The organism is Aequorivita sublithincola DSM 14238 (assembly GCF_000265385.1).
Classification (GTDB): Bacteria; Bacteroidota; Bacteroidia; order Flavobacteriales; family Flavobacteriaceae; genus Aequorivita; species Aequorivita sublithincola.
The window spans coordinates 2,141,056-2,159,653 of record NC_018013.1; the positions used below are offsets into that span (position 1 = coordinate 2,141,056).

Annotated in this window: 16 protein-coding genes and 5 tRNA genes; all 21 read left to right on the plus strand. The window is 37.0% G+C overall.

Going from position 1 to position 18,598, the window contains the following annotated elements:
• The first annotated feature begins 65 nt into the window (after positions 1-65).
• The 21 genes from AEQSU_RS09855 to rpoB all read left to right on the plus strand — a co-directional run bounded on the left by AEQSU_RS09855 (position 66) and on the right by rpoB (position 18,574).
• Entirely contained in the window at positions 66-1,727 is a 1,662-nt protein-coding gene (locus tag AEQSU_RS09855; RefSeq protein WP_014782716.1) for an alanine/glycine:cation symporter family protein, read from the plus strand.
• A gap of 267 nt (positions 1,728-1,994) precedes the next feature.
• A complete protein-coding gene (locus AEQSU_RS09860) occupies positions 1,995-3,692 on the plus strand; it encodes an alanine/glycine:cation symporter family protein (RefSeq protein WP_014782717.1) in 1,698 nt (565 codons plus the stop codon).
• An 11-nt stretch (positions 3,693-3,703) separates the two neighbouring features.
• Positions 3,704-4,588 carry a ComEA family DNA-binding protein gene (locus tag AEQSU_RS09865; protein ID WP_014782718.1) on the plus strand — a complete coding sequence of 295 codons (885 nt, stop codon included), beginning with the start codon at positions 3,704-3,706 and terminating at the stop codon, positions 4,586-4,588.
• A 64-nt stretch (positions 4,589-4,652) separates the two neighbouring features.
• Complete coding sequence (locus tag AEQSU_RS09870; protein WP_014782719.1) at positions 4,653-5,816, plus strand: acyl-CoA dehydrogenase family protein; 1,164 nt, start codon at positions 4,653-4,655, stop codon at positions 5,814-5,816.
• 126 nt (positions 5,817-5,942) lie between these two features.
• Complete coding sequence (locus AEQSU_RS09875; protein WP_014782720.1) at positions 5,943-7,361, plus strand: carboxypeptidase-like regulatory domain-containing protein; 1,419 nt, start codon at positions 5,943-5,945, stop codon at positions 7,359-7,361.
• 85 nt (positions 7,362-7,446) lie between these two features.
• Positions 7,447-7,641: a 30S ribosomal protein S21 gene (gene rpsU / locus AEQSU_RS09880; protein WP_014782721.1), complete on the plus strand. Its 195-nt coding sequence runs from the start codon at positions 7,447-7,449 to the stop codon at positions 7,639-7,641.
• Positions 7,642-7,903: 262 nt separating this feature from the next.
• Positions 7,904-8,788 (plus strand): tyrosine-type recombinase/integrase, encoded by an 885-nt coding sequence (locus tag AEQSU_RS09885; protein WP_042492429.1) that lies wholly within the window; start codon positions 7,904-7,906, stop codon positions 8,786-8,788.
• Between the two features lie 64 nt (positions 8,789-8,852).
• Positions 8,853-9,155, plus strand: a complete 303-nt coding sequence (hpf, locus tag AEQSU_RS09890) for a ribosome hibernation-promoting factor, HPF/YfiA family (RefSeq protein WP_014782723.1) — start codon at positions 8,853-8,855, stop codon at positions 9,153-9,155.
• Between the two features lie 114 nt (positions 9,156-9,269).
• Positions 9,270-9,343, plus strand: a tRNA-Thr gene (locus tag AEQSU_RS09895).
• A gap of 46 nt (positions 9,344-9,389) precedes the next feature.
• Positions 9,390-9,471: transfer RNA gene (locus AEQSU_RS09900), tRNA-Tyr, on the plus strand.
• A 185-nt stretch (positions 9,472-9,656) separates the two neighbouring features.
• Positions 9,657-9,729, plus strand: a tRNA-Gly gene (locus AEQSU_RS09905).
• A 195-nt stretch (positions 9,730-9,924) separates the two neighbouring features.
• Positions 9,925-9,996: transfer RNA gene (locus AEQSU_RS09910), tRNA-Thr, on the plus strand.
• Positions 9,997-10,137: 141 nt separating this feature from the next.
• Positions 10,138-11,325 carry an elongation factor Tu gene (tuf, locus tag AEQSU_RS09915; protein ID WP_014782724.1) on the plus strand — a complete coding sequence of 396 codons (1,188 nt, stop codon included), beginning with the start codon at positions 10,138-10,140 and terminating at the stop codon, positions 11,323-11,325.
• 213 nt (positions 11,326-11,538) lie between these two features.
• Positions 11,539-11,611 (plus strand) — tRNA-Trp (locus AEQSU_RS09920).
• Between the two features lie 76 nt (positions 11,612-11,687).
• Positions 11,688-11,876 (plus strand): preprotein translocase subunit SecE, encoded by a 189-nt coding sequence (gene secE, locus AEQSU_RS09925; protein WP_014782725.1) that lies wholly within the window; start codon positions 11,688-11,690, stop codon positions 11,874-11,876.
• A gap of 3 nt (positions 11,877-11,879) precedes the next feature.
• Positions 11,880-12,434 (plus strand): transcription termination/antitermination protein NusG, encoded by a 555-nt coding sequence (gene nusG, locus AEQSU_RS09930; RefSeq protein ID WP_014782726.1) that lies wholly within the window; start codon positions 11,880-11,882, stop codon positions 12,432-12,434.
• A 64-nt stretch (positions 12,435-12,498) separates the two neighbouring features.
• On the plus strand, positions 12,499-12,936 hold the full coding sequence (rplK, locus tag AEQSU_RS09935) for a 50S ribosomal protein L11 (protein ID WP_014782727.1): 438 nt from the start codon (positions 12,499-12,501) through the stop codon (positions 12,934-12,936).
• A gap of 21 nt (positions 12,937-12,957) precedes the next feature.
• Positions 12,958-13,656 carry a 50S ribosomal protein L1 gene (rplA, locus tag AEQSU_RS09940; RefSeq protein WP_014782728.1) on the plus strand — a complete coding sequence of 233 codons (699 nt, stop codon included), beginning with the start codon at positions 12,958-12,960 and terminating at the stop codon, positions 13,654-13,656.
• 12 nt (positions 13,657-13,668) lie between these two features.
• Entirely contained in the window at positions 13,669-14,190 is a 522-nt protein-coding gene (gene rplJ, locus AEQSU_RS09945) for a 50S ribosomal protein L10 (RefSeq protein WP_014782729.1), read from the plus strand.
• A 57-nt stretch (positions 14,191-14,247) separates the two neighbouring features.
• Positions 14,248-14,625 carry a 50S ribosomal protein L7/L12 gene (gene rplL / locus AEQSU_RS09950; RefSeq protein ID WP_014782730.1) on the plus strand — a complete coding sequence of 126 codons (378 nt, stop codon included), beginning with the start codon at positions 14,248-14,250 and terminating at the stop codon, positions 14,623-14,625.
• A 136-nt stretch (positions 14,626-14,761) separates the two neighbouring features.
• Positions 14,762-18,574, plus strand: a complete 3,813-nt coding sequence (rpoB, locus tag AEQSU_RS09955; RefSeq protein WP_014782731.1) for a DNA-directed RNA polymerase subunit beta — start codon at positions 14,762-14,764, stop codon at positions 18,572-18,574.
• Positions 18,575-18,598 lie beyond the last annotated feature (24 nt).

Consider the following 18,598-nt stretch of genomic DNA (forward strand, 5'->3'; position numbering starts at 1 on the left):
TCGAGATTCTTAACTTTTTTGGACATCTTGCTTTTTTTTTCAATATTAAACTTGATAAATCCGCCATGAAGAAATTTCTTCTTTCACTAATTACATTTCTAATTCCAATCTTCACTTTCGCCCAAGAACAAAAAAGTCTTGGAGATAAAATTGATGGTGCGTTTGCTAAATACACAACCCCAATCGTAGATTTAATTTTTTATCCTGTAACAATAGCGGGAAAGGATATGCCGATTGTAATTATTCTTTTGTTATTGGGAGCACTTTTTTTCACACTGTATTTCAATGGTGTTAACTTTAGATATTTAAAAATTTGTATAAAAACAGCTGCTGGAAAATACGATGAACTCGACCATCATGTTCCTGCGGATCAAGAAATTGAGGTAAAGGATGGTAAAATTCACGATACGGTTCATTTAACTGGAGAAGTTCCTGGTGAGGTTACTCACTTTCAAGCATTAACGGCTTCCTTGTCCGCAACGGTAGGACTGGGAAATATTGCTAGTGTTGCTGTTGCCATTGCCATTGGCGGTCCAGGAGCAACTATATGGATGATTGTAGCTGGACTATTGGGAATGGCTTCAAAATTTGTGGAATGTACACTAGGTGTAAAATATAGAGAAGTAGATGCAGACGGGAAAACCTATGGAGGGCCAATGTATTACCTAGCCAGTGGTCTTAAGGAAATGGGAATGGCCGGCTTTGGTAAATTTTTGGCTGTCTTTTTTGCTGTTATGTGCATTGGAGGATCCTTTGGTGGGGGAAATATGTTTCAATCCAATCAAGCAGCTGCTCAGTTAACACAATTAATGGATTGGGATGGACCAAACGCTGGTCTTTATGTAGGATTGGTTATGGCCGTTGTTGTTGGTTTGGTAATTATAGGTGGAATTAAAAGAATAGGTTCCGTAACCGAAAAAGTGGTTCCTTTTATGGCCATTGTTTATGTGGGAGCTGGTTTAATAATTATAGGAATCAATTACGATATGATTCCTTTTGCGGCCAATCAAATATGGGAAGGCGCTACAAACCCAAATGCTGCTTTTGGTGGTGTTATTGGAGTACTAATTGTTGGCTTTCAACGTGCGGCGTTTTCTAATGAAGCAGGAGTTGGTTCTGCAGCAATTGCGCACTCCGCAGTGAAAACACGTTATCCAGCCAGTGAAGGCTTAACCGCATTGTTGGGACCTTTTGTAGATACTGTTATTATATGTACTATGACAGCTATAGTAATTATTATAACCAATGCGAAGCACAATTTATTTACTTATGGAAATCTAGATGCTGCAAGTAATGTTATGCTCAATGCAACCAATCAACCAATCAACGGAGTAGATTTAACCTCTGTGGCTTTTAATTCTGCCATTCCAAACTTTTCTATAGTACTTACTATAGCGGTTATCTTGTTTGCTATATCTACTATGATTTCTTGGTCCTACTATGGGCTTCAATCTTGGAAGTTTCTTTTTGGAAAAGGAAAGGTTTCAGATATTACATATAAAGTATTGTTTTTAATATTTTTGGTTGTAGGAGCTTCTTCAAGCTTGGGTGCTGTAATCGGTTTTTCCGATGCTATGATTTTTGCGATGGTTTTTCCAAACATTATTGGTTTGGTATTGCTTTCTCCTAAAGTGAAAAAAGAATTGAGAAAATATCTGAACGCAATTAAAATAAATAAAATGGATGCTACCATTCATAAAGAAAGTAAAGAAGTGAAAGAAATTTAAGAACAGTTTACATTAATATAAAATCCCACTTCACGTTCCCTGAACAAGAACGAAGTGGGATTTTTATTTTTATTGCACATTTTTTCTTTGTTGTGTAGATTTTTCTCAGGAATCGGAATGCACTGAACGAATTAAAAGTTATAAAAAGGACAAATGGAGTTTAGGAAAGCATTAACAAATTTTTGAACAATTTTTTGATATTTAGTTTTTTTTAAGCATCTTGCTTCGTTTTTATTTTAAAAACCAATTCATCCTTAAAACTCCACTATGAAGAAATATCTTCTTTCGCTATTCACATTTTTAATTCCATTACTAAATTTTGCACAAGAAGCACCTCCAGAGATGGGGATTGATGAACAAATAAATCAAGCTTTTGCACCGGTTTCCAATTTTTTCTCGAGTGTTGTTTTCTTTCAAATAGGTGGGATTCCCTTTGTTTTGATACTTCTTGTAGTTAGTGCTACATTTTTCACATTATATTTTGGCTTTCCTAATTTCAGATATTTTTGGCGAGCAATACAAACTGTTCGTGGTAAATATGAAGACATAGAAAATCATGGTGCAAAAGTTTTGTACGGTGAAGGTGGTATTGCTCAAGGTGTAGATATGAATAAGGTTGACGACTTTCATGCACACGTGGAAGCACTTGATGATGACCTAGCAATAGATGGCGATATTGTAGATACCATTCGTGATGAAAGTTCAGCTGGAGAAGTTAGTCACTTTCAAGCATTGGCCACAGCTGTTTCTGGAACTGTAGGTAATGGTAATATTGCTGGAGTTGCTTTAGCCATTGCACTTGGTGGTCCTGGAGCAACCTTTTGGATGGTTGTTTGTGGTCTTTTAGGTATGTCCACCAAATTTGTAGAATGTACTCTTGGAGTTCAGTATAGAGATGTGGGCCCAGATGGAACCGTTTATGGAGGACCCATGTATTATCTAAGTAAAGGTTTAAAAGAAAAAGGCTTCGCAACTTTGGGTAAAATTACAGCCGTTTTATTTGCAATTTTTTGTATAGGCGGATCATTTGGTGGTGGTAATGCAGCACAATCTAACCAAGCAACTATTGTATTAAAAGATTTATTTGACCTTCAGAGTACTGCTGCTGGATTTTGGATTGGCGTATTGCTAGCAATTTTGGTTGGTATTATTATTATTGGAGGTATAAAAAGGATAGCACAAGTAACAGAAAAGGTAGTTCCCTTTATGGCAATTATGTATGTAGTAGCTTGTTTGTATATAATTCTCAGTAATTTTAGTTTAATTGATGATGCTTTTAGTTTAATTTTTAGAGAGGCATTTAACCCAAGTGCAATAGGAGTAGGAACTTTAATTGGAGTATTATTAGTAGGTTTTAAAAGAGCTGCATTTTCTAACGAAGCAGGTGCAGGTTCAGCATCCATTGCTCACTCTGCCGTGCGCACAAAGTATTCTGCAAGTGAAGGCTTAGTTGCACTTTTAGAACCTTTTATTGATACCGTAGTGATCTGCACAATGACTGCTCTAGTTATTATTATTTTTAATATGGGAGGGTTCTTTGAGTATGGAGATGTAACCGGCCACGGTGTTGCTATTATTGATGGTGTTTCGTATGAAGGTTCTGGAATTACTGCCCAAGCATTTCACGAGTTCATTCCATATTCAAACATTTTCTTAACCATAGCCGTATTCCTTTTTGCGGTATCTACAATGATTTCTTGGTCTTATTATGGACTTCAATCTTGGAAATATCTCTTCGGAAGAGGAAAAACGATGGACTTAGTTTATAAAGTTCTTTTTTGTATCTTTATTATAATTGGTGCCGCTGCAAATATGAAATCAATCTGGGACTTCTCTGATGCGATGATTTTTGCTATGATTTTCCCAAACATGGTTGGATTATTCTTCCTTTTCCCTGTGGTGAAAAAGCAGTTAAAAAGATATCTTGACGCAATAAAACTGAAAAGGGACGCCATATCGGAATAAACTTTTAAAAGATGAATATAAAATCCCACTTCACGTTCAATAAGCAACAACGGAGTGGGATTTTACTTTTGTTGCTACTCATCATCTCATTGCTGTGCGTGTATTGGTTTGTAAATTTTTCTAAAGAAGATACTTTTGACAACTCTTCTGCGGAAATTGTTTCGATGCAAAAGGAATTGGATTCCCTTCGCCTAATTGAAATAGAAAAACGGAAACCGAAGAAATATCTCTTCAACCCAAACTTCATCACAGATTACAAAGGCTACACTTTAGGAATGTCTAATGAAGAAATTGACCGTTTACTTCAATATAGAAAAGAAGACAAATGGATTAATTCTGCTGCGGATTTTAAGAAGGTTACAGGCGTCTCAGATTTATTATTGAATGAACTGAGTCCATATTTCAAATTTCCAGTTTGGATCACGAATCCAAAACCGAAAACCGATTTTAAAGATTTTAAAAGTGAAAAAGGGTTTACTGAAAAGTCTTTCGTCCAAAAAATTGATTTAAACAAAGCTACCAAAGAAGAACTGCAACAAGTTAGCGGCATCGGCGAAGCATTGAGCAAACGTATTATTTCCGATCGCGACAAGTTAGGAGGATTTTCAAGTGATGTTGAATTGAATAGTATTTACGGTCTAAACCCAGAAGTTGTGCAGCGAACCTTAAATCTTTTCACTGTAAAAACGCCGAAACAAATAGCCAAAATCAATGTGAATAAGGCTTCGGCCTCAGATATTTCAACCATTCCAGGGGTGTCTTTTGAAATGGCAAAGAAAATCTGGGAATACAGAAGACTTCACGAAAAAGTGAGCAACATTCAAGAACTGGACAAAATTGAAGGAATGACGGAAAGAAAGTTACAGCTAATTCAGTTATATTTGTCCGTTGAGTAAGGTGTAAAATCGCCTTCTTGGTGTCAAAACCGTTTCAAATAACGATCCAATAAAAAGAAATACAATGAGTTTATATTTTACAGAAGAACACGATTTTTTCAGAAAAAGTTTTCAGGATTTTCTTCAAAAGGAAGTAGTCCCACATATTGATAAGTGGGAAAAAACTGGAACCATAGACCGTTTTATTTGGGAGAAATTTGGCGAGATGGGCTATTTCGGAATCTATCAACCCGAAGCCTACGGCGGACTAGATTTAGATCTTTTTTACACCGTAATTTTTCTGGAAGAACTTCAAAAAGTGAACAGTGGCGGTTTTGCAGCAGCGATGTGGGCTCACGCTTATCTTGCAATGACGCATCTTAAAAAAGAAGCCAACAACGAACAAAAAGAAAAATATTTAGCACCAAGTATTACAGGCGAAAAAATAGGCTGTCTGTGTATTACCGAACCTTTTGGAGGAAGCGATGTATCTGGAATGCGAACCACCGCAGTAAAAAAGGGAGATAGCTACATTTTGAATGGTTCCAAAACTTTTATTACAAACGGAATTTATAGCGACTATTTAATAGTTGCCGCCAAAACTGCGCCAGAACTAGGTAACAAAGGCATCAGTATATTTGTAATGGATCGCGACACCAAAGGAATTACTTCAAACAAGTTAGACAAACTAGGCTGGAGAGCAAGCGACACAGGAGAAATAGCTTTCGATAACGTCGAAATCCCACTTGGAAATTTATTGGGCGAAGAGAACGCTGGTTTTCCATATATAATGCAGCATTTTGCTTTAGAAAGGCTCATTATGGGAATCAATGCACACGCTCGCAGCGAATTTGCTTTGGAGTATACCATTCAGTATATGAAAGATCGTTTTGCCTTCGGAAAAAGTATTTCAAAATTTCAAGCCTTACGTCATCGAGTTGCCCAACTTGCAAGTGAAATTGAGGTTTGTAAAACATTTAATTATGTAACTGCAAAACGTTTAAACGACGGTGAATATGTGGTAAAAGAAGCTACAATGAGCAAGCTAATTTCTACCAAAGTTTCTGATGAAGTAATGACTGAATGTCTTCAATTTTTAGGAGGTTATGGTTATATGGAAGATTATCCATTGGCACGGTTGATGCGTGATAGCAGACTTGGCCCGATTGGTGGTGGTACTTCAGAAATTCTTCGTGAGATTATTGCCAAAATGGTCATTGAAGGAAAAGAGTATAAACCAGCAACCTAAACTTCTTTTGACCATTTTGGCAAAAATTCAATTTAATTATTGCGAAGATGGTTATTGTAGGAGTTGCTTATAAACTAGCCACATAATAATCTTCATTTTTTAAATTCTTAAATCTTATTGCGAGGAATGAAACATTTCACCATAAAACATTTTTTTACCTTACTAATCCTTTTCATTGGCGCAACCACCTTCGCCCAAACAGAGCTAAAAGGAAAAGTTGCAGATTTCCTAACCTATCAACCCATTGAAAGTGCCAGTGTTTATATTGAAAACACAACGATCGGCTCCATATCCAATGCGGATGGTAATTTTGTATTGAAAGTGCCGGCACAGCATTTAAAAGACACTTTAATTATTTCTTCCATAGGTTACAAAAGCTTTAAAGTCATTATAGGTGAATTTGAAAATGGTACCGATATCTTTTTGGAAGAAGATGTTGCTTCTTTAGATGAAGTGGTAATAGTTGCAGATCCACGTCCCAAAACTGGTAACGGGATCGTGCAAAAAGCCATTGAAAAGCTACCGAGCAATTTGCCTGAAACAGCTTATCTTCAAAAAGGGTTTTTACGTCACAAAGAGCGAAACAAAAAAGAATACAAATGGCTCATTGAAAGTGCCATCACGTTATATGATTCTAGCTACGCTTCGGGCGCAAAAAACAACTTGAAAATAAATGTGGACGAAACCCGAAAAAGCTACGATTTAAGAGATGTAGATAGCCTTTTCACTTATTCAGCATATCTTAAAAGTATAGGCTCCAAAGCAGGAAATTTAAGTAGAAAAAACATTAAAACTTCTGCTTTAGTTGACGCCATAAAATGGAACGACAGCCGCGTAAATGGTTTAGAAAATCTTTTCAAAGGAAAGCTTAATCTGGTTAGAAATTCAAATATTACGGGCGCTTTGTTAGGTAAAAATATGCTCGAAAAACACCAATTTACTTTAGATACCATTTTAGTAGATAACGGAAGAAAACTTTACAAAATTAAAATTTCAAAAGGAGCAGATTTTGTTGGGTTGAGCACGCCAAATATTTACAATGAAGGTTTTGAGCCAAAAGGATGGATTTATATTTATTATGACAACTACGCCATCAAGAAAGTAGAGTATGAATTAGTCGCTGCCTCCGATATTCAGAAAAAGCGTAGTAAAAGCCTTTTTGATACGCAGGTAATTCATAAACTTATAATGACTTATAAGGATTACAATGATAAAATGTACTTAAACTACATCTATTATGAAACACCAAAATTAGTAAACACAGGCGACCGATCTTCAGACAGAACAAAAACCGAATCAGAACCAGGTTTTGATAAAGCTGAACAATATTATTACACGGTTCAGGAAATTTTATTTAGCGATATTATAGAAGATCCAGAATTAATAAGTCAAGAATTGCAGCAAAACGACTGGTCCGCTGATGTTTTTTCAAGCAAACCTTACCATGAATCCTTTTGGAAAACCTACAACGTTTTGTTAGAAAGCAAGGAGGAAGAGAAGCTAATTCAAGACCTAAGCAAGCGTGCAACTTTATATGAAGAATAATTTTTTAAAAAAACTGAACACTGAGTACTGAATACTGAATACTTTTTTTACTTTTGCCGACCTAAAGAGAGGAGGTGATGACACTATGTTAATTATACCAGTTAAAGACGGAGAAAATATCGATAGAGCGCTAAAGCGTTTTAAGCGTAAATTTGATCGTACAGGAACTATGCGCCAATTGCGTTCAAGACAAGCTTTTTCGAAACCTTCAGTTAAGAAAAGAGCGCAAATGCAAAAAGCCCAATATATCCAGAATCTTAGAGATCAGGAAGATATTTAATAAATTCCTGCGAAGGTAGGAATCTTAAACATACAAATCCGTTGGAATTTTTTTTCCAACGGATTTTTTTTATGAGTAAAAGTTATTGGGTTGTTGGGTTATTGAGTTATTTTGTGTTAGAAACAAGAAACAAGAAACAAGAAACAAGAAACAAGAAACAAGAAACAAGAAACAAGAAACAAGAAACAAGAAACAAGAAACAAGAAACAAGAAACAAGAAACAAGAAACAAGAAACAAGAAACAAGAAACAAGAAACAAGAAATGTCCTTCCAAGCCTTCACAAACTATCTCCAACTCGAAAAAAAATTTTCGCCACATACGGTGATCGCTTATTTGAGGGATTTGGAAGATTTTCAAGTATTTGCTTCAACAGAATATCAGTACGACGAAATTTTAGGTGTAAACTATTCCATTGTGAGAAGCTGGATAGTTTCGTTGGTAGATTCAGGCATTTCAAACCGAAGTGTAAATCGGAAAATATCTTCGCTTAAAACCTATTATAAATTTCTTTTGAAAACGAGCCAGATAGAAATAAATCCTTTGGCAAAACACAAAGCGCTTAAAACTTCAAAAAAAATACAAGTTCCTTTTTCCGAAAAAGAAATAGTAAATGTTATGGAGCTGCTTCAAGCCGAAAATAATTTTGAAGGATTGCGAAACCGTTTAATTGTTGAGCTTTTTTATTCTACGGGCATACGAAGGGCAGAACTTATTAATCTGAAAGTTAACGACGTGTCTTTTGCCCAAAAAACCATCAAAGTTTTAGGTAAGAGAAACAAGGAGCGTATCATTCCATTGTTGCCGTCAGTACTGAGAACTATAAATGAATATTTGTCCTATCGAGACGAGTTAGAAAAAATAGTAGACACAGATCAAATGTTTCTAACCAAAAAAGGGATTAAAATCTATGAAACCCTTGTCTATCGGATTATTAATTCATACTTTAGTAAAGCTTCAGAAAAAGTAAAGAAAAGCCCGCATATTTTGCGTCATTCTTTTGCAACACATCTATTAAACGAAGGAGCAGATATAAATGCGGTGAAAGAGTTATTGGGCCATTCAAGTCTTGCCTCGACACAGGTGTACACACAAAATAGTATAGCCAAGTTGAAAGAGGTTTACAAAAATTCACATCCGCGCAATTAGTAAATACTAAAAGTAAAGTATGGTAAAAAATTACATAATATATTAATTTAAAAATTATATAATTATGAAAGTAAACGTACAGACACCCAATTTTGCTGCGAAAGATGAATTATTGGTATTTGTTGAAAAGCGATTATCTAAGCTAGAACAGTTTTATGACAAGATTGTTTTTGCAGATGTATTTTTAAAAGTGAACAAGACAAGCGAAAAGGAAAACAAAAGCGTTGAGGTTTTGTTGAGCATCCCTGGAGATGATATAATGGTAAAGAAAGAAGCGAAAACCTTTGAAGAAGCAATAGACGAAGTAGTGAAAACTTTAGAAAGACAGCTAAAAAAAAGAAAACAGAAACAAAAAGCATATTTGTAATAGATTTTTTTTAGAAAAAGTTTTGTAGAAAAAATAATTTCTCTACATTTGCAGTCCGTTAGAAATAGCGGACTTTTTTATGGCTAAAAAATAGCCGTGAAAAGACGTTCAAAAGCCGATGTAGCTCAGCTGGCTAGAGCAGCTGATTTGTAATCAGCAGGTCGTGGGTTCGAGTCCCTCTATCGGCTCTTAAATATTGAAATTATCATTTGAAATTTCGGTTTCAAATGAATCGGGGAGATACTCAAGCGGCCAACGAGGGCAGACTGTAAATCTGCTGACTACGTCTTCGCAGGTTCGAATCCTGCTCTCCCCACAAACAATTTTTGCTTTGGCAAAAATTGAAAATTTCAAATTACAAAAACCAAATTCCAAAAGAATTGGTTTAAAATTTGAAAGAGTTCATTAAAATCTTGAAAATACTTTTAGATTATTTTCTAAAAATGGTTTCAGCTTCTTTTGGAATTTGGAATTTAATTTTTGGAATTTATTTAAAAAATTGCGGGAGTAGCTCAGTTGGTAGAGCGTCAGCCTTCCAAGCTGAATGTCGCCGGTTCGAACCCGGTCTCCCGCTCTAAAGTTCTTTTAAAGATTGAAAATGTAGTTTTATTGCTGTGTTTTCATTTAAGAATAATGAGCAAGGGTGAGAAGTTTATGCTGAGCGTAGTCGAAGCAAACCTGGTCTCCCGCTCTAAAAAGTTAATTGTTGAAAGTTAATTGTTAGTTTAATAACTCAAAACTTTAAACTTTGAACCTGAAACCCATTAACGCCGGTGTAGCTCAGGGGTAGAGCGTTTCCTTGGTAAGGAAGAGGTCATGGGTTCAATTCCCATCATTGGCTCAAAAATATTTTGAAATTACCAATACGATTTAGATGGTTAAGGTTCTTTCAAATTTGATTTCGATTTCAGTTTCGATTTCATAAAATTTAGAATACAAGTAACACTAATATATTTATAACTAAGATTAAAATTAATACAAAATGGCAAAAGAAAAATTTGATCGTTCGAAACCACACTTAAACATTGGTACTATTGGACACGTAGATCACGGAAAAACAACCACTACTGCAGCTATTACTAAAGTTATGGCTGATGCAGGATATTCTTCAGCGGTATCATTTGATCAAATTGATAATGCGCCAGAAGAAAAAGAAAGAGGTATCACAATTAACTCTTCACACGTAGAATACCAAACGGCTTTGCGTCACTACGCACACGTAGATTGTCCGGGTCACGCGGATTACGTTAAGAACATGGTTACTGGTGCTGCTCAAATGGATGGTGCTATTCTTGTAGTTGCTGCTACAGATGGTCCAATGCCACAAACACGTGAGCACATCCTTTTAGGTCGCCAAGTAGGTATTCCTAGAATTGTAGTATTCATGAATAAAGTTGACTTAGTGGATGACGAAGAATTGTTAGAACTAGTTGAAATGGAAATCCGTGACCTTCTTAGCTTTTACGAGTATGATGGTGACAATGGTCCTGTTGTTCAAGGTTCTGCTTTAGGAGCACTTAACGGTGAGCAAAAATGGGTAGATGCGCTTCTTACATTAATGGAAGAAGTTGATAAATGGATTGAAGAGCCAGTTCGTGATATCGAGAAGCCTTTCTTGATGCCTATTGAAGATGTATTCTCTATTACTGGTCGTGGAACTGTTGCTACAGGTCGTATCGAAACTGGTATTGCTAAAACTGGAGATCCAGTTGAGATCATTGGTATGGGTGCAGAGAAATTAACCTCTACTATTACTGGTATTGAAATGTTCCGTCAAATTCTTGATAGAGGTGAAGCTGGTGATAATGCTGGTATCCTTTTAAGAGGTATTGAGAAATCTCAGATTTCTAGAGGTATGGTTATTGTTAAGCCAGGATCTGTAACACCACACGCTAAATTTAAAGCTGAGGTTTATATCCTTAAAAAAGAAGAAGGTGGACGTCATACTCCATTCCACAACAACTACCGTCCACAGTTTTACGTTCGTACAACTGACGTAACTGGAACAATTATGCTTCCTGATGGTGTTGAAATGGTTATGCCTGGTGATAACTTAACAATTAATGTTGAGTTGCTGCAATCAATTGCAATGAACGTAGGTCTTCGTTTCGCTATCCGTGAAGGTGGACGTACTGTAGGTGCAGGTCAGGTAACTGAAATTTTAGATTAATTATCATATAATTAAAAGTTCTGGGTGTCCCGAATTAACTTCGGGATACCTTGGCTTTTATAACGGGTTTAACTAATCTGTTGATTTTTAAATCTGAATAATATTCATAATTCTGAATTCACAATTCATGATTATTATAAACGGGTTTAGCTTTCCCGATAGCTATCGGGATTGTAGAGCACGAAAAAAGATTGAAATAGAAATATTTCATTTACGGGTTTAGCTCAGTTGGTAGAGCACTGGTCTCCAAAACCAGGTGTCGTGAGTTCGAGTCTCCCAACCCGTGCAAAAAGAACTGTTTTTTGAAATTGTTTTAATAAAACAAAAACTTCAAAATAACCCAAATTTAATACTACGACAAAATGGTAAACTATATTACAGAATCGTACAAAGAACTTAGAAACCACGTTAGCTGGCCTACTTGGGCAGAGGCACAAAAGCTTACCGTGATCGTAGCGGTTTTCTCTGTTTTGTTGGCCTTGGCAGTTTGGGGTATAGATACTGTATTCCACTGGTTAGTAGATCAATATTTCATCTGGATCAAGTCGTAAGCAATGACTGAAACAACAAGTACAAAGAAGTGGTATGTAGTCCGTTCAGTTAGTGGACAGGAAAACAAAATCAAATCGTATATCGAAAGTGATATTAAACGATTAGGTCTTGAGGACTATGTTGATCAAGTTCTCGTGCCCACAGAAAAAGTAATACAGATCCGCAACGGAAAAAAAGTAAACAAAGAACGTGTTTACTTTCCTGGTTATATAATGATACAGGCAAACTTAGGAGGTGAAATTCCACACATTATTAAGTCAATTAATGGTGTTATTGGCTTCTTAGGTGAAGTTAAAGGAGGAGATCCTGTGCCGCTTAGACAATCTGAAGTAAACAGAATGTTAGGAAAGGTAGATGAGCTTTCTGTTAAAGACGACAGTGTAAACATCCCTTTTACCATTGGCGAAACCGTAAAAGTTATAGACGGACCTTTCAATGGATTTAATGGTACTGTTGAAAAAATAAATGGAGAAAAACGCAAGCTTGAAGTAATGGTTAAGATTTTCGGAAGAAAAACTCCATTAGAGCTAAGCTATATGCAAGTAGAAAAAGTTTAATTGTTACGCTTAATAGGTTTTTTCAAAGGCTTCCACTTTTGAATAACCAAACTAAAATTTAGAAATGGCAAAAGAAATTAGTAAAGTAGTTAAGTTGCAAGTTCGTGGAGGTGCTGCTAACCCATCACCGCCAGTTGGACCTGCTCTTGGTGCTGCCGGTGTAAACATCATGGAGTTCTGTAAGCAGTTTAATGCTAGAACACAGGATAAGCAAGGTAAAGTATTGCCAGTAGCGATCACGGTTTTTAAAGATAAGTCTTTTGACTTTGTTATTAAAACACCACCCGCTGCAGTGCAAATACTAGAAGCTGCTAAGGTAAAAAAAGGCTCCGGTGAACCACACGCAAAAAAAGTAGCCACAATCTCTTGGGAACAAGTAAAAGTAATCGCGGAAGACAAAATGCCGGATCTTAATGCATTTACCATCGAGTCTGCTATGAAAATGGTAGCTGGTACTGCACGTTCTATGGGAGTAAAACTAAAAGGTAACGCACCTTTTTAATCTGAAAAAAGAATCTATAAAATGGCACGATTAACTAAAAAGCAAAAGGAAGCCGCTGCAAAAATAGAGCCTAATAAGGCCTATTCAGTAGCTGAAGCTTCTGCTTTAATAAAAGAAATCACCAGCGTAAAGTTTGATGCTTCCGTTGACCTTGCAATTCGTCTTAACGTGGATCCACGTAAAGCGAACCAAATGGTTAGAGGCGTTGTTACCCTTCCACACGGAACAGGTAAAGACGTTAAAGTATTGGCATTGGTAACTCCAGATAAGGAAGCCGAAGCTAAAGAAGCAGGAGCAGATTACGTAGGTCTTGATGAGTACCTCGACAAAATTAAAGGAGGATGGACAGATGTTGACGTAATTGTAACTATGCCAAGTGTAATGGGTAAACTAGGTCCCTTAGGACGTATATTAGGGCCACGTGGCCTTATGCCAAACCCAAAGACAGGTACAGTAACAATGGACGTTGCTAAAGCAGTTTCTGATGTGAAAGCTGGTAAAATTGACTTTAAAGTTGACAAAACTGGTATTGTACATGCCGCAATCGGAAAAGCATCTTTTGATGCCGAAAAAATTGCAGGAAACGCAAGAGAATTATTAACAACCCTCGTTAAATTGAAGCCACAGGCAGCAAAAGGTATTTACATAAAAAGTATTTTTATGTCTAGTACTATGAGTCCTGGTGTTCAAGTTGATACAAAAAGGTTTACTGAGCAGTAAAAACAGGAAATTATGACAAGAGAAGAAAAATCACAAGTAATTGAAACGTTAACTGCACAGTTGTCTGATAATACTAATATTTATTTAGCAGATATTTCAGGCCTTAATGCAGGGGCTACTACTAACCTTCGTCGTGCTTGTTTTAAAGCAGGAATTCAGTTGGCAGTTGTTAAGAACACATTGCTTAAAAAAGCAATGGAGAGTTCAGATAAAGACTTTGGAGATTTAACAGGAATACTTAAAGGAAACACTTCTTTAATGTTCTCTGAAACAGGTAATGCACCTGCTAAAGTAATTAAAGAATTCAGAAAAAAATCCGCTAAGCCTGTTTTAAAAGGAGCCTACATCCAAGAGTCAATTTACGTTGGCGACGATCAATTGGATAGTTTAGTAGAGCTTAAATCTAAAGACGAACTTATTGGAGAAATTATCGGGTTGTTACAATCACCTGCTAAAAACGTTATTTCTGCTCTTAAGAGTGGTGGTAATACAATTGCAGGACTTGTTAAAACCTTATCCGAAAGAGAAGGATAAAACAAACATTGCACTAATAAATTTATATAAACACAATTATTTTTAAAAACGATAGAAATGGCAGATTTGAAAGATTTCGCAGAAAAATTGGTTAACCTAACAGTAAAAGAAGTTAATGAGTTAGCTACAATATTAAAAGACGAGTATGGTATTGAGCCTGCTGCTGCAGCTGTTGCTGTTGCTGCTGGTGGAGGTGCTGGTGCTGAAGATGCTGCTGAGGAGCAATCAGAATTCACAGTAATGTTGAAAGCTGCTGGTGCATCTAAACTTGCCGTAGTAAAACTAGTTAAAGAATTAACTGGTGCTGGTCTTAAAGAAGCAAAAGAATTGGTTGATAGTGCTCCTTCTCCAATAAAAGAAGGTGTATCTAAAGATGAAGCTGAAGCTTTAAAAGCACAACTAGAAGAAGCTGGAGCAGAGGTTGAGCTTAAGTAAGCTCCCAGAGTTCCAAACCTTAAGGTTTAGGTCTTCCCGATAAGTCGGGAAAGACCTAAACCATTTTGCGTATAATATGGTTAACACCTTTTTTATACGATTTTCAATATTATTTTAATTAAAATTCCGTCCATAGATGTCAGCAACGCAAACTGAAAGATTGAATTTTTCCTCTGTAAAAAATAAGCCGGACTATCCCGACTTTTTGGACATTCAGATTAAATCCTTTCAGGATTTTTTCCAGTTGGAAACCAAATCAGAAGAAAGAGGCCAAGAAGGTTTATACAAAACCTTTTTGGAAAATTTCCCGATAACCGATACTCGCAACCAATTCGTTTTAGAGTTTTTAGACTATTTCGTAGATCCCCCAAGATATTCCATTCAGGAATGTATTGAACGCGGTCTAACCTATAGCGTACCTCTAAAAGCACGGTTGAAACTGTACTGTACAGACGCAGAACACGAAGATTTTGAAACCATAGTTCAGGATGTTTACTTAGGTACTATTCCATACATGACCCCGAGCGGAACTTTCTGCATCAATGGGGCCGAGCGTGTTGTTGTTTCTCAACTTCACCGTTCGCCAGGTGTATTCTTTGGCCAGTCTTTCCATGCAAATGGAACAAAGCTATATTCTGCCCGTGTAATTCCTTTTAAAGGTTCATGGATTGAATTCGCCACAGATATCAACAGCGTAATGTACGCCTACATTGACCGTAAGAAAAAGTTACCGGTTACCACACTTTTCCGTGCTATCGGTTTCGAAAGAGATAAAGATATTCTTGAAATATTTGACCTTGCGGAAGAAGTGAAAGCTTCAAAAACAGGACTTAAAAAATACATTGGTCGTAAACTTGCCGCTCGTGTGCTAAAAACTTGGCACGAGGATTTCGTAGATGAAGATACAGGCGAGGTTGTTTCCATTGAACGTAATGAGATTATTTTAGACCGTGATACCGTTCTTGAAAAGGAACACATTGATGAAATACTCGATTCTGGAGCTAAAACAATTTTATTGCACAAAGAGGATAACCTTTTGGCAGATTACGCCATTATCCACAATACCTTACAAAAAGATCCTACCAACTCTGAAAAAGAAGCGGTAGAACATATATATAGACAACTTCGTAACGCTGAACCGCCAGATGAGGAAACTGCTCGTGGAATTATCCACAAACTTTTCTTTAGCGACCAAAGATATAATCTTGGGGAAGTAGGGCGTTACAGAATGAACAAAAAACTGGGTCTTGATATCGCTATGGACAAGCAAGTGCTTACCAAAGAAGATATCATTACTATAGTTAAATACTTAATCGAGCTTATCAACTCTAAAGCTGAAATTGATGATATTGACCACTTATCTAACCGTCGTGTACGTACTGTAGGTGAGCAATTATCACAACAATTTGGTGTTGGTCTTGCACGTATGGCGCGTACCATTCGCGAACGTATGAACGTTCGTGACAACGAGGTGTTTACACCTATTGATTTGATTAATGCGAAGACTTTGTCTTCTGTAATTAACTCATTCTTTGGTACTAACCAACTTTCACAATTTATGGATCAAACTAACCCGTTGGCAGAGATTACGCACAAGCGTCGTCTTTCTGCACTAGGGCCAGGAGGTCTATCTCGTGAAAGAGCAGGTTTCGAAGTTCGTGACGTTCATTATACGCACTACGGTCGTCTTTGCCCGATTGAAACTCCTGAAGGGCCAAACATTGGTTTGATTTCTTCTCTTGCAGTTTTTGCGAAGGTGAACAATCTTGGGTTTATTGAAACGCCATATCGAAAAGTGACAGATGGAAAAGTTGACTTCAAAAATGAACCTATCTATCTTTCTGCAGAAGAGGAAGAAGATATGCACATTGCACAAGCTAACATTCCATTGACGGATAAAGGGGTTATAGATACAGATAAGGTTATTGCTCGTATGGAAGGTGACTTCCCACTAGTAGACCCAACTGTTTTGCATTATGCAGATGTTGCGCCAAACCAGATTGCATCAATTTCTGCATCGTTAATTCCTTTCTTGGAACACGATGATGCAAACCGTGCACTGATGGGATCAAACATGATGCGTCAGGCAGTACCGTTAATGATTTCTGATTCTCCAATCGTTGGAACTGGTCTTGAAAGACAAGTTGCTTCAGATTCACGTGTTTTGATAAATGCCGAAGGAGATGGTGTGGTAGAATATGTTGATGCAAACGAAATCACTATTAAATATGACCGTACCGATGAGCAGCGTATGGTTAGTTTTGATGCTGACGAAAAAACATACCAACTTGTAAAATTCAGAAAAACCAACCAAGGTACTTCCATTAACTTGAAGCCTATTGTTAGCAAAGGCGATAGAGTGAAAAAAGGACAAGTACTTTGTCAAGGTTACGCTACTGAAAAAGGAGAACTTGCACTTGGACGAAACATGAAGGTTGCCTTCATGCCTTGGAAAGGTTACAACTTTGAGGATGCAATCGTTATTTCTGAAAGAGTAGTTCGTGAAGATATTTTCACTTCTATACATATTGATGAGTATTCATTGGAAGTTCGAGATACCAAATTGGGTAACGAAGAATTAACAAATGATATTCCAAACGTTTCAGAAGAAGCTACTAAAGATTTAGATGAAGCGGGTATGATTCGTATAGGAGCAGAGGTAAAACCTGGCGATATCCTTATCGGAAAAATTACTCCAAAAGGAGAAAGCGATCCAACACCTGAAGAAAAACTTCTTCGCGCTATTTTTGGAGACAAAGCTGGTGATGTGAAAGATGCTTCCCTTAAAGCTTCACCATCATTACATGGTGTTGTAATTGAGAAAAAGTTGTTTGCTCGCGCCGTAAAAGACAAACGCAAACGTGCTAAAGACAAAGAAGACATCGCAGAACTTGAAGCAAAATACTATGCTAAGTTTGATGAACTTCAAGATGTTTTGGTTGAAAAACTTTTCACAATTGTTGGAGGTAAAACTGCACAAGGAATCAATAATGATCTTGGTGAAATAGTATTTCCAAAAGGTAAAAAGTTCACATTAAAAATGCTTCACGCTGTTGACGATTACACTCACTTAACTGGGGGTGTTTGGACAACGGATGATGAAACCAACGTGTTGGTTGCAGATTTAATGCACAACTATAAAATTAAGGAAAACGACCTTCAAGGTAACTTGCGTCGTGAGAAGTTTACAATCTCTGTTGGAGATGAACTTCCATCCGGAATTTTGAAACTTGCTAAAGTTTACATCGCTAAAAAGCGTAAACTAAAAGTAGGAGACAAGATGGCGGGACGTCACGGAAACAAAGGTATTGTTGCACGTATTGTACGTGAAGAAGATATGCCTTTCCTTGAAGATGGAACTCCTGTAGATATCGTGCTGAACCCACTTGGGGTACCATCGCGTATGAACATTGGGCAAATTTATGAAACCGTTCTTGGATGGGCTGGACAAAAATTAGGTCGCAAATATGCAACCCCAATTTTTGATGGTGCAACGATAGACCAGATAAATGAATTGACTGATGAAGCTGGAATTCCAAGATTTGGACATACCTATCTATTTGACGGTGGAACTGGTAAGCGTTTTGATCAACCTGCAACCGTAGGTATAATCTATATGCTGAAACTAGGCCACATGGTAGATGATAAAATGCACGCACGTTCCATAGGACCTTACTCACTTATTACACAACAGCCTCTTGGTGGTAAAGCACAATTTGGTGGTCAGCGTTTTGGAGAGATGGAAGTTTGGGCCTTGGAAGCTTATGGTGCATCCAGCACGCTTAGAGAAATATTGACTGTTAAATCTGATGATGTTATTGGAAGGGCGAAAACCTACGAAGCAATCGTAAAAGGTGAAACCATGCCAGAACCAGGATTACCAGAATCTTTCAACGTACTTATGCACGAATTGAAAGGATTGGGTCTTGACATTAGATTAGAGGAATAAATGAATCCCCGCGAAGGCGGGGAT